Origin of the sequence: Mangrovibacter phragmitis (genome assembly GCF_001655675.1) — a bacterium.
Taxonomy (GTDB): Bacteria; Pseudomonadota; Gammaproteobacteria; order Enterobacterales; family Enterobacteriaceae; genus Mangrovibacter; species Mangrovibacter phragmitis.
In genome coordinates, this window is sequence record NZ_LYRP01000007.1 from 76,061 (window position 1) to 88,433 (window position 12,373).

Here is a 12,373-nt window from a genome sequence, read left to right on the forward strand (position 1 = left end):
TTACCTGGCAATACTAATCTGCATCGTAACCTAAGTTAGGAGCCAGCCAGCGCTCAACGTCTTCAACAGACATCTTTTTACGCCGGGCATAATCTTCCACCTGGTCACGCTGAATTTGGGCAACTGCAAAATACTTGCTGTCCGGATGGCTGAAATACCAGCCGGAGACCGAGGCTCCCGGCCACATAGCGTAAGACTCAGTGAGTTTCATGCCAGTGTGGGTTTCGACATCCAGCAATTCCCAGATGGCAGCTTTTTCAGTATGTTCCGGGCAGGCAGGGTAACCGGGTGCCGGGCGAATACCGCGGTAGTTTTCCCGAATTAACTCTTCGTTACTCAGGTTCTCTTCCGGCGCATAACCCCAGTACACTTTGCGCACGCGTTCATGGAGATATTCAGCAAAGGCTTCCGCCAGGCGGTCAGATACGGCTTTCACCATGATTTTGTTGTAGTCATCATGCTGTGCGTCAAAGGCTGCAGCCAGTGCATCTTCTTCCAGCCCGCCGGTTACGGCAAAAGCGCCCAGGTAATCCGCTTTACCACTGGATTTCGGTGCAACAAAGTCTGCCAGACAATAGTTGGCAAAACCGGTTTTTTCTGTTTGCTGGCGCAAATGGTGGCTGACTACTTTTATGGCTGAACGGCTTTCATCGGTATAGATTTCGATGTCGTCACCAACCCGGTTAGCCGGGAACAGGCCCACCACACCACGCGGTGTCAGGGATTTATCTGCCACCAGCTTGTCCAGCATGTCATTTGCATCTTTAAACAGGCGTTGCGCTTCCTCGCCCACCACTTCATCTTCCAGAATTCGGGGGTATTTACCAGCCAGTGACCAGGTCATGAAGAAAGGCGTCCAGTCGATATAGTTACGCAGCGTATCGATACCTACGCTGACAGGCTGAACCCCCAAACGGTGAGCAACAGGCGGCGTATACAATTCCCAGTCAAAAGCGAGGTCGTTTTCACGGGCAGCAGCCAGGGTAACTGGCGGTGTGCGGGGCTTTTTACGGCCATGCTGGATACGCACGGTCTCGTACTCTTTACGCACCCGGGCCACAAAATCGCCATACTGAGTCGCGGAGAGCAGCGATGAGACCACCCCAACAGTGCGGGACGCGTTCTGTACATAGACCGTTGGCCCACTGTAGTTTTGCTCAATTTTAACCGCCGTGTGCGCTTTGGACGTTGTCGCGCCGCCAATGAGCAGCGGAATGGTGAACCCCTGGCGCTCCATCTCTTTCGCCACATTCACCATTTCATCCAGCGACGGGGTTATCAGCCCGGATAAACCAACAATATCGGCATTCTGTTCGCGCGCTGTTTTCAGAATTTTTTCTGTCGGCACCATTACGCCTAAATCGATGATTTCGTAGTTATTACACTGCAACACCACACCAACGATATTTTTACCGATATCGTGCACATCACCTTTAACCGTTGCGAGAACGATTTTCCCGTTAGTGGTACCGGCCTGTTTGCTGGCCTGAATGAAAGGTTCAAGATAGGCAACAGCCTGTTTCATTACCCGGGCAGATTTCACCACCTGCGGCAGGAACATTTTGCCTTCACCAAATAAATCACCCACCACATTCATGCCAGACATTAACGGGCCTTCAATAACTTCAATAGGCCGGTCGGCGTTCTGGCGTGCTTCTTCGGTATCCTGCTCAATAAACTCGGTGATACCTTTGACCAGGGCATATTCCAGGCGTTTCACCACTTCCCAACTGCGCCACTCAGCTTGTTGGGCATTGGCGCTGTCATCGGTTTTACTGCCACGGTATTTTTCGGCTAACTCCAGTAAACGCTCGGTGCTGTCGTCACGCCGGTTCAGCACCACGTCTTCCACGGCGTCACGCAGTTCAGCCGGGAGATCGTCGTAAATGGCCAGTTGCCCGGCATTCACAATCCCCATGTCCATGCCGTTACGAATGGCGTAATAGAGGAACACGGCGTGAATGGCTTCACGCACCGGGTCGTTGCCACGGAAAGAGAACGAAACGTTAGAAACACCGCCCGAGATCAGGGCGTGAGGCAATTCGCGTTTAATGTCTTCACAGGCACCAATAAAATCCAGTGCATAATTGTTGTGTTCTTCAATCCCGGTGGCAACGGCAAAAATATTCGGGTCGAAAATAATATCTTCCGGCGGGAACCCCACTTGCTCAGTGAGGATTTGGTAAGCCCGGCGGCAAATTTCAATTTTCCGTTCGCGGGTATCAGCCTGGCCGGTTTCATCAAAGGCCATCACTACCACAGCCGCGCCATAACGCCGTACCTGGCGGGCGTGTTCAATAAAGATGTCCACGCCTTCTTTCATGGAGATAGAGTTGACAATGCCTTTGCCCTGAATGCATTGCAGCCCTTTTTCAATGACTGACCATTTGGATGAGTCAATCATGATAGGTACCCGGGCAATATCAGGCTCACCGGCAATCAGATTCAGGAAGCGCACCATAGCCGCTTCGGCATCCAGCATGCCTTCGTCCATGTTGATGTCGATGATTTGCGCGCCGTTTTCTACTTGCTGGCGCGCGACATCCAGTGCTTCACCGTATTTCTCTTCTTTGATAAGCCGTTTGAACTTAGCTGACCCGGTGACGTTGGTACGCTCCCCCACGTTTACAAACAAGGTTTCCGGGCCAATATTCAGTGGCTCAAGGCCGGATAACCGGCAGTTCACCGGCAGTGACGGGCGTTTACGCGGTGCAACACCTGAAACGGCCTCATGTATGGCCGCAATATGTTCAGGTGTGGTGCCGCAACAACCCCCTACGATATTCAGGAAACCAGCCTGCGCCCACTCTTTTATCTGGCGCGCCATTTCAGCGGCGCCTAAATCGTATTCACCAAAGGCATTGGGCAACCCGGCATTGGGGTGTGCGGTAACATAACATTCCGCAATACGGGATAACTCAGCAACATACTGGCGAAGTTCATCCGGCCCCAGGGCACAGTTCAGGCCAAAAGAGAGCGGTGAGGCATGGCGTAAGGCATTGTAAAACGCTTCAGTCGTCTGGCCTGATAAGGTGCGGCCTGAGGCATCGGTAATAGTTCCGGAAATCATGATGGGCAATTCAACGCCCAGTGCCTCAAACTCGGTTTCTACGGCATAAATCGCCGCTTTCGCATTCAGCGTATCAAAGATGGTTTCAACCAGAATCAGATCTGCACCGCCGTTAACCAGCGCCCGGGTAGATTCCCGGTAAGCATCCACCAGTTGATTAAAGGTGATATTACGAAAAGCCGGGTCGTTAACATCAGGCGAGATAGACGCGGTACGGTTTGTCGGGCCAAGTACCCCGGCGACATAGCGTGGTTTTTCTGGTGTGCGCGCAGTCCACTCATCGGCACACTGGCGAGCCAGGCGAGCTGCCTCATAGTTGATTTCTGCCGAGAGGGACTCCATCTGGTAATCGGCCATCGCAATGGTCGTGGCGTTGAAAGTATTGGTTTCAACAATATCTGCGCCCGCAGCAAAATACGCGTTATGAATATCAGCAATCAGCGCCGGGCGGCTCAATACCAGCAGGTCGTTGTTACCTTTGACATCGCAAGGCCAGTCGGCAAAGCGCTCACCCCGGTAATCCTGTTCGCCCAGACGGTGGCTCTGGATCATGGTACCCATACCACCATCGAGGATAAGAATGCGTTTTTCTAACGCCTGATGAAGTGTTTCGACCTGCTTGCTCACTCTGACTCCCAACTTCTGATTAACGCGGTGCTGCTGGCGAAAAGACCAGCAGACCATACTGGCACAAGTTACGTCAGGGGAAAAGTAGCCAGACATGAGACATGTTCAGGTTGGTAATATCTGGCAGTTTTTTTTCAGTTGCATTATCGTTAGATAAAACGAAAACAATTTCCACGATACAGAAAGAGGAGCCCATCATGGCAACAGCGATTCCGGCAAAACGCGGGAAAAAACCCCGTTCTGCGGCGGCAGCGCCCGCTCCAGCAACCGGCCAGGTGCAATCCCTTACGCGCGGGTTAAAACTGCTGGAGTGGATAGCAGAATCAGGAAGCAATGTAGCACTGACTGAGCTGGCTCAGCAGGCTGGTTTGCCAAATTCCACCACACACCGCCTGCTAACTACATTACAACAACAGGGTTTTGTGCGCCAGGTTGGTGAATTAGGACACTGGGCGATTGGCGCACATGCGTTTATTGTTGGCAGCAGTTTTTTACAGAGCCGTAACTTGCTGGCCATCGTTCACCCGGAACTGCGCAAGCTGATGGAAGCATCTGGAGAAACCGTTAACCTGGCCGTGCTGGATATGAGCGACCACCAGGCAATTATTATTGACCAGGTACAATGCACGCAACTGATGCGGATGTCAGCCCCCATTGGTGGAAAACTGCCTATGCATGCTTCCGGTGCAGGTAAGGCATTTCTGGCAAATTTAAACGAAGACCAGGTTTCCGGGTTACTGCACCGCCAGGGCCTGCATGCTTATACCCCCGCGACACTGACATCCCCGTTATTGCTGAAAGAAGACCTGCTGCAAATCCGCAAACGTGGCTATTCATTTGATGACGAAGAGCATGCGCTGGGCCTGCGTTGCATTGCCTCCTGCCTGTATGATGAACACAAAGAGCCATTTGCCGCAATTTCGATTTCTGGCCCGATATCCCGGATTACCGACGACCGTGTCACTGAGTTAGGCGCAATGGTGATTAAAGCCACGCGTGAGCTGACACTGGCGTGGGGTGGGCAGCGCCAGTAAGTAAATATACATTTACCCATGGAAGGAAAGTTAACAATGTTAACCACCACATTTTCGACACAACTCACCGCCTTGTATGAGCAACGCGCACGTTTCACGCCCATACCGAGGAAGAACAGTGCATTCCAGCAAATGGCAACACCTGCGCAGAAATTTGTGCTCATGCGCCATAATGCTGAACACTACTTTTTGCGCCCTTCTCCGGGGTGCAGTGAAATGCCTGCGCTGCAGGGCAATTTCATTTTCGTCGTTCTGGTTTCAGAGCCAGGTACAGTCTATTGCGGTAAGATCCTTGATATGCTCACACATACTGTGGACATGGAGCCGTTTTATATCGATGGACATACGTCACTGAGCAACAACCAGGCTGTTCTGTTTGCCGGAGAAATGCATTTTGTTAACGCAGCACTGACTTCGTGGTCGAACCGCAGTGGGCATTATCTCCCACCCTCGCACTTGCGTACCAACCTGTTGCCACATATCCGGCTCTTGCTTCCCGAGTATCTGTACAACAGAATCGACTTCTCTTCACAGGGCTCTTTGTCGAGTGGCGGAGCCTTGAGTTCGGTGTCCTCCTGGCAAAGCAGAGGCAGTAGCTACAGTAGTTTCAGCAGCTTTGAGGAACCGGGTATCTGAAGACCCTGGCGTGTTGTGACCAGCTGTAGCCGTAGCTGATTCACAATCCAGAATTTCATAGCGCTGATTAAAGCGTTGTTTACGCCGGTAAGCATAGACATCCTCCACATGGCCTGAGCGGATTCGGGCCTGTAAAGTACGCCAGTATTCGGCTCTGAATAAATCCCCGTGCATTTCGTCAAACAATGGTCCAATGCGCGGGTCAACACACAACCAGTGGCGGAATTCCTCGGGGAAAACATCTCCCGGAGAGACGCTATACCATGGCTCACCTGACAGTTCATCTTCCGGATAACGGGCTGGGGGAATATCACGAAAATTCACTTCGGTCATGTAACAAATTTCATCGTAGTCATAAAAGACGACGCGCCCGTGGCGAGTGACGCCAAAGTTTTTAAATAGCATATCGCCGGGGAAAATATTCGCGGCAGCCAGTTGGCGAATCGCGTTTCCGTATTCTTCTATTGCATCCCGCAGGGCCTGGCCTTCCACTTGTTCCAGCCAGATATTCAGCGGCACCATACGGCGTTCAATATACAGATGTTCAAGGATGATGTTGTTCCCCTCTTCGGTGATTTTCTTGGGGGCTTCTTCACGCAGTAATTGCAGTAAGGCAGGGCTTATCTGGCGTTTATCGATAACGAAATTTTCAAAAGCCTGGGTGTCGGCCATGCGCCCGACTCTGTCATGCTCTTTTACCAGTTGGTAGCAGGCGCGTACTCGTTCTTCATTCACCTCTTTCTGAGGAGCAAACTGGTCTTTAATCACTTTAAACACCCGGTCAAACCCCGGCAAGGTGAACACCAGCATCACCATGCCACGCACCCCAGGTGCCTCAATAAACTGCTCGCTGGTGTGGTTCACATACTCCAGATATTCGCGGTAGCTTTCTGTTTTACCGTGCTTCTGGCAGCCTATCGCCATATAAAGCTCAGCGGTGGTTTTGCCCGGCAGGATGCCGCGCAGCCACTCCACTAATGCCGCAGGCAGTGGGGCATAAACCATGAAATAGGAGCGTGCGAAACCAAAGACAATACTGGCATCGCCGGGGTTGGTCAGGCAGGTATCAATGACCAGTTGTCCGTCTGATGTGCGGTGTATGGGTAACAAAAATGGCAAAATATCACCACCGGGTTGTACCAGCTTTGCTACCAGCCACGCGGCTTTATTGCGGTAAAATAATTCAGTTGCGACATCCAGCGAACACTCCGCCAGTACTTCTTCCCCTAATGTTTCCCGCAAATGACGCAGGATGTAGTTCACATCCCTTGGCAAATTTTGCCAGGGCAGGCGTAAAGGTAAATCAGTTAACAAGGTAGTCAACAGTGCCTGCCAGCCATGATGGGGAATGCACTGTTTCGCCAGTGGGCGTGGATTTGGACGGAAACGTTGTGGCGGCTGGGAGCTGAAAATAAACAGGCGCTCAGGCGTGAGAGAGCGATGTTCGAACAGGCGGCAATAAACGGAATTAAAGAAGCTTTCGGCTATTTCAAACCGTGGGTAGTCTGGCAACAGTGCGGTGTACTCTTTTTTTACCCGCAGCAGAAATGCGCTGTCCGTGGCTTTGCCTTCAGTAATACAGCGTAACTGCTCAACCACCAGTCCGACATGATGGTCGTATAAGTTAATTCGCTGTTTCATTGCCTGCTGAACCGCATGCCAGTCTGCCTGCTCGAAACGTTGTTGTGCCCCTGAGGTCACTTCAAGAAAACGGCCATATTGAGCGTCAAAACCTTGCAAAATGGTTTGTGCAATCAACAATTCCAGCCCACGAGACATAGGTATCCCCTGATAAAAAGCGCACACAAAGAGAAATGCGGGTGAGCATCCTGCCCACCCGCACAGATTCCCGGAGGAAGTGACGGGAAATCAGAACTGTGCTTCTTCCGTTGAGCCAGTCAGCGCGGTTACAGACGATGTTCCACCCTGAATTATATTGGTCACTTTATCGAAATAGCCGGTGCCCACTTCCTGCTGGTGAGACACAAAGGTGTAACCCTCTTTACCCGCAGCAAACTCAGGCTGTTGTACTTTTTCCACATAATGCTTCATGCCTTCTCCCTGAGCATAGGCATGGGCAAGGTCAAACATGTTGAACCACATGCTGTGGATCCCCGCCAGTGTAATGAACTGGAATTTGTAACCCATGGCGCTCAATTCTTCCTGGAAGCGGGCAATCGTGTTGTCGTCCAGATTCTTTTTCCAGTTGAAGGAAGGCGAACAGTTGTAAGCGAGTAATTTGCCTGGGAACTGCGCGTGAATGGCATCGGCAAAACGGCGTGCCTGCTCCAGGTCTGGCGTAGAGGTTTCGCACCACACCAGGTCGGCATACGGCGCATAGGCCAGGCCACGGCTGATAGCCTGTTCCACTCCGGCCTGGGTGCGATAGAACCCTTCGCTGGTGCGTTCACCAGTAATAAACGCCTGGTCGTATGGGTCACAATCTGAGGTGAGCAAATCGGCAGCATCGGCGTCTGTACGTGCAACCAGCAAAGTGGGAACGCCCATTACATCCGCTGCCAGGCGAGCGGCGACCAGTTTCTGAACCGCTTCCTGAGTTGGCACCAGTACCTTTCCGCCCATGTGGCCGCATTTTTTCACTGAGGCCAGTTGGTCCTCAAAGTGAACGGCCCCTGCACCTGCGGTGATCATGGATTTCATCAGTTCAAAGGCGTTAAGTACGCCACCAAATCCTGCTTCTGCATCCGCAACGATCGGCAGGAAGTAGTCGATATAACGCGAGTCTTCCGGATCAATACCCGCAGACCACTGAATTTGATCGGCACGCCGAAAGGTGTTGTTAATACGTTCAACAACCGATGGTACCGAGTTCGCCGGGTAGAGCGACTGGTCCGGATACATGCTGGAAGCCAGGTTGGCATCGGCGGCTACCTGCCAGCCGGAAAGATAAATCGCTTCAATGCCAGCTTTGGCCTGTTGTAATGCCTGTCCACCCGTCAGTGCGCCAAGACTGTTTACATACCCTTTTTTGGATTCGCCATTAAGCAGACGCCACAGCTTCGCCGCCCCCAGCTGTGCCAGCGTGCATTCCGGATTCACTGAGCCACGCAGTTTTACTACGTCTTCAGCGCTATAAGGGCGGCGGATGCCTTCCCAGCGGGGTTGTTGCCATTCTTGTTCTAATTGTTTGATTTGTTGGGTACGGGTAAGGGTCATTTGCAGTGCTCCATGTGTTTTGTTTACCTGGCAGACCAGGTGCAATTTGTTACAGCGATTTCGCCTCGTGAGGTTTGTTCGCCGCCAGCAATTCAGGGACTGTCAGGCCAGTAAGCGGTAGCCAGCCAGCGTCAGGAAGTCGATCAGTTCATCCGATGTGGTGATTTGTTCCATCAACCGGGCGGCTTCATCGAAACGCCCTTGTGAGAAACGCTGTTCACCCAGTTCTTCCTGAATCACTAACATCTCTTCGGCGAGCATCTGGCGGAACAGGTCTTTAGTGACTGGCTGACCAGTGCTCAGGGTTTTCTCATGATGAATCCACTGCCAGATTGAAGTACGGGAAATTTCCGCGGTTGCAGCATCTTCCATCAGGCCATAAATCGGAACGCAGCCATTGCCGGAGATCCAGGCTTCGATGTACTGCACCGCCACACGAATATTGGCACGCATGCCTTCTTCAGTACGTGCTCCCGGGCAGGGCTCAAGTAGTTGTTCTGCAGTGACAGGTGCATCCTGCTGCCTGGTAATAGCGAGCTGGTTCTGGTTGCCACCCAGCGCTTTGTCAAAGACCTCCATAACGGTGTCTGCAAGACCTGGGTGAGCAATCCAGGTGCCATCATGCCCGTTGGTGGCTTCCATCTCTTTGTCCGCTTTGACTTTGTTCAGCACCCATTCATTCCGTTCGCTGTCTTTGCTGGGAATAAATGCCGCCATGCCGCCCATCGCAAAAGCGCCACGCCGATGACAAGTTTTAATGAGCAGGCGGGAATAGGCACTCAGGAATGGTTTATCCATCGTGACACTCTGGCGGTCTGGCAACACGCGGTCCGGATGGTTTTTCAGCGTTTTGATATAGCTGAAAATGTAGTCCCAGCGGCCACAGTTCAGGCCAACAATATGGTCACGCATCGCATGGATAATTTCATCCATCTGGAAAACAGCCGGAAGCGTTTCAATCAGCAATGTGGCTTTAATGGTGCCGCGTGGCAGTGAGAAGCGGTCTTCCGTATAACTGAATACTTCGCTCCACCAGGCCGCCTCTTGCCAGCTTTGAGTTTTTGGCAGGTAGAAATAGGGCCCACTACCTTTCGCAAGCAGTGTTTGGGCGTTGTGGAAAAAATAGAGGGCAAAATCGAACAGGCTCCCCGGAATTGCTTCACCGCGCCAGGTGGCATGTTTTTCAGGCAAGTGCAGGCCTCTTACACGGCAAATCAGTACCGCCGGGTTGGGCTTAAGTTGGTAGATTTTGCCGTTCTCATTGGTCCAGGTTATCGTGCCATTGATAGCATCACGCAGGTTGATTTGGCCTTCGATAACTTTATCCCAGGAGGGTGCCAGTGAGTCTTCGAAGTCTGCCATAAAGACTTTGACGTTGGCATTGAGTGCGTTGATCACCATTTTGCGCTCAACGGGGCCAGTAATTTCTACACGGCGATCCTGCAAATCCGCCGGAATACCACGAATTTTCCAGTCACTATTTCTTATGGAAGCAGTTTCCGAAATGAAATCTGGCAAATTTCCGTTGTCAATATCCTGCTGAACTTTCACTCGCTCAGCCAGTAAATCATTACGTTGATCCGTGAATGTGCTCACCAGATCATTGAGAAATGCCACGGCATCTGGCGTTAATATCTGTTTTTCCTTTTCAGTAAGTTGCTGATTAAAAATAATTTCTTCTGTTATCGTTGGTTGTGTCATGTCACTGTCCTCCGGATTTTGCCTTGCCAACGCGCTCCCATGAAGGATGAGAAGCACTGTTGTGTACTTTTCACCCAGCAAGAATAAGCCTAATCCAGTTTTATATAAAATCAAAAACAATTTCCATTTTTTGATTTATTTTGTTTTAACTCATTGTTTAATAATGAATTAAATTTATTTTTTTGAAGGAAGTAAATTTCACAAATAAAAAAGGCACCCGAAGGTGCCTGATAACTTGCTGAAACGCTTTAGTTAATCGAGCGTAGGATTCATCTGGCTCAGATCGTATGGTGTGATCTGGTAAACGAAGTAGTTCAGCCAGTTGGTGATCAACAGATTACCGTGGCTACGCCAGGTGGCACGAGGTTTATTTTGTGGATCGTTATTGGGAAAATAATTGTGCGGTATGACCGGCGCGATCCCGGCCTCTATGTCACGAAAATACTCGTTGGCCAGCGTTGTTGCATCGTACTCAGGGTGGCCGGTGACGAATGCCAGGCGTTTGTCACGGCTGGCAAACAGGTAAGCATCACCATCCTCAGATTCGGCAAAAACTTCAAGGTCGGTATAGTCACGAATCATTGATGCCGGGAAGTCGGCATAGCGTGAGTGCGGTGCCAGAAATGAATCATCAAACCCTCGCGTCAGCAGTGCGTGGGGTTGCAGAATATGGTGTTCATACACTCCTGACAGCTTTTCCTCGCGTGTCTGCTTCGGGATATTGTAGAGAATGTTAAGCGCCGCCTGTACCGCCCAACAGACAAACAGGGTGGACGTAACATGCTCTCTTGCCCATTCCAGAACCTGTTTGATTTGCGGCCAGTATGCCACATCATTGAACTCTACCAGGCCAAGAGGTGCACCGGTGACAATCAGACCATCGTAGTTGTCGTGGCGTATATCCTCAAAATCACAATAGAAGTTATTGAGGTGTTCTTCCGGTGTATTACGGGATTCCCGGTGGTCAATACGTAATAACTGGATATCCAGCTGCAGCGGTGAGTTGGAGAGTAAACGCAAAAACTGGTTTTCCGTTTCGATCTTCTTCGGCATCAGGTTGAGAATCAACACCTTAAGTGGCCTGATTTCTTGTACTCGTGCGCGTGATGATGTCATCACAAATACATTTTCATTCCGCAAGAAGTTGACTGCTGGTAACTCATCAGGTACCCGAATTGGCATAACCTTATATCCTCACTGCATACGTTTAAACGTTTAGACATCCAGACAGCCAACAATAACCAGGATTGAGGAAAATGTCGAGTCTGCATCCAGAAGGTGAAAATGTTTCACGACTGTGCACGGGGAGCACGTCTTCTGTGTTCAAAATATATACTGATGCATTTATCAGAAAAGTAAAATACCAACCAGGGATGTGGTGTGTAGTGGGCTGGGTGAAAATAACGGGCTGGGTGAAAATAGTGAGGGATATCGTGTAACAGCAGAATGGCGGCTGAAGCGTGTTTGTATTTTCAGACCGGAAGGTATATAGCCGCAGATTAACAGGCAGGATGAGGATTTATAAAGCAAAAAACCCCCAGCTTTCGCTGAGGGTTCTTCTTAATTGAAGCCTGGCAGTTCCCTACTCTCGCATGGGGAGACCCCACACTACCATCGGCGCTACGGCGTTTCACTTCTGAGTTCGGCATGGGGTCAGGTGGGACCACCGCGCTGTTGCCGCCAGGCAAATTCTTTCTTTGCCGAACTCTACCGAATAACTGGTGCTGATACCCAGAGTCGAACTGGGGACCTCACCCTTACCAAGGGTGCGCTCTACCAACTGAGCCATATCAGCACAACAAAACCTGCTTTAGCAGGTTTTTAAATTAAAGCCTGGCAGTTCCCTACTCTCGCATGGGGAGACCCCACACTACCATCGGCGCTACGGCGTTTCACTTCTGAGTTCGGCATGGGGTCAGGTGGGACCACCGCGCTCTTGCCGCCAGGCAGATTCTGTTTCATTCACCGCCTCACGGCCATGAATCTTAATCCGTCAACAGGCTGAAAATTTCGTCTCTCTCACACCAAAACATCTTTGGCGTTGTAAGGTTAAGCCTCACGGTTCATTAGTACCGGTTAGCTCAACGCATCGCTGCGCTTACACACCCGGCCTATCAACGTCGTCGTC

General features: G+C 51.0%; 6 protein-coding genes, 1 tRNA gene, 3 rRNA genes and 1 pseudogene. 2 read left to right on the forward strand and 9 right to left on the reverse strand.

The window, feature by feature from the left end; genetic code table 11:
- Positions 1 to 13: 13 nt before the first annotated feature.
- Positions 14 to 3,697, reverse strand: a complete 3,684-nt coding sequence (gene metH, locus A9B99_RS09085) for a methionine synthase (protein ID WP_064596830.1) — start codon at positions 3,695 to 3,697, stop codon at positions 14 to 16.
- A 197-nt stretch (positions 3,698 to 3,894) separates the two neighbouring features.
- Here metH and iclR point away from each other — a divergent pair, with 197 nt between their 5' ends.
- Both iclR and A9B99_RS23820 read left to right on the forward strand, forming a co-directional pair.
- Positions 3,895 to 4,731 carry a glyoxylate bypass operon transcriptional repressor IclR gene (iclR, locus tag A9B99_RS09090; protein ID WP_064596809.1) on the forward strand — a complete coding sequence of 279 codons (837 nt, stop codon included), beginning with the start codon at positions 3,895 to 3,897 and terminating at the stop codon, positions 4,729 to 4,731.
- A 36-nt stretch (positions 4,732 to 4,767) separates the two neighbouring features.
- Positions 4,768 to 5,367: a hypothetical protein gene (locus A9B99_RS23820; RefSeq protein ID WP_156519027.1), complete on the forward strand. Its 600-nt coding sequence runs from the start codon at positions 4,768 to 4,770 to the stop codon at positions 5,365 to 5,367.
- Positions 5,368 to 5,424: 57 nt separating this feature from the next.
- Here the strand turns inward: A9B99_RS23820 and aceK are convergent.
- From aceK to A9B99_RS09130, 8 genes and pseudogenes are all read right to left on the reverse strand, one after another.
- A pseudogene (gene aceK / locus A9B99_RS09095) lies at positions 5,425 to 7,146 on the reverse strand (bifunctional isocitrate dehydrogenase kinase/phosphatase); the annotation flags it as partial.
- Between the two features lie 90 nt (positions 7,147 to 7,236).
- Positions 7,237 to 8,544 (reverse strand): isocitrate lyase, encoded by a 1,308-nt coding sequence (gene aceA, locus A9B99_RS09100; RefSeq protein ID WP_064596811.1) that lies wholly within the window; start codon positions 8,542 to 8,544, stop codon positions 7,237 to 7,239.
- Positions 8,545 to 8,646: 102 nt separating this feature from the next.
- The gene (aceB, locus tag A9B99_RS09105) at positions 8,647 to 10,245 is read right to left on the reverse strand and encodes a malate synthase A (protein WP_064596812.1); all 1,599 of its coding nucleotides are present in this window, start codon (positions 10,243 to 10,245) and stop codon (positions 8,647 to 8,649) included.
- 252 nt (positions 10,246 to 10,497) lie between these two features.
- Complete coding sequence (gene metA, locus A9B99_RS09110; RefSeq protein WP_064596814.1) at positions 10,498 to 11,427, reverse strand: homoserine O-acetyltransferase MetA; 930 nt, start codon at positions 11,425 to 11,427, stop codon at positions 10,498 to 10,500.
- Between the two features lie 387 nt (positions 11,428 to 11,814).
- Positions 11,815 to 11,930 (reverse strand): 5S ribosomal RNA (gene rrf, locus A9B99_RS09115).
- A 34-nt stretch (positions 11,931 to 11,964) separates the two neighbouring features.
- A tRNA-Thr gene (locus tag A9B99_RS09120) sits at positions 11,965 to 12,040 on the reverse strand.
- Positions 12,041 to 12,076: 36 nt separating this feature from the next.
- Positions 12,077 to 12,192, reverse strand: a 5S ribosomal RNA gene (rrf, locus tag A9B99_RS09125).
- 98 nt (positions 12,193 to 12,290) lie between these two features.
- Positions 12,291 to 12,373: ribosomal RNA gene (locus tag A9B99_RS09130) — 23S ribosomal RNA — on the reverse strand; the annotation flags it as partial.

Bases quoted from the DNA above. Each gene is read 5' to 3' on its own strand.
- iclR (WP_064596809.1), top strand. From the start codon at position 3,895: ATGGCAACAGCGATTCCGGCAAAACGCGGGAAAAAACCCCGTTCTGCG.
- A9B99_RS23820 (WP_156519027.1), top strand. From the start codon at position 4,768: ATGTTAACCACCACATTTTCGACACAACTCACCGCCTTGTATGAGCAA.
- aceA (WP_064596811.1), bottom strand. From the start codon at position 8,544: ATGACCCTTACCCGTACCCAACAAATCAAACAATTAGAACAAGAATGG.
- aceB (WP_064596812.1), bottom strand. From the start codon at position 10,245: ATGACACAACCAACGATAACAGAAGAAATTATTTTTAATCAGCAACTT.
- metA (WP_064596814.1), bottom strand. From the start codon at position 11,427: ATGCCAATTCGGGTACCTGATGAGTTACCAGCAGTCAACTTCTTGCGG.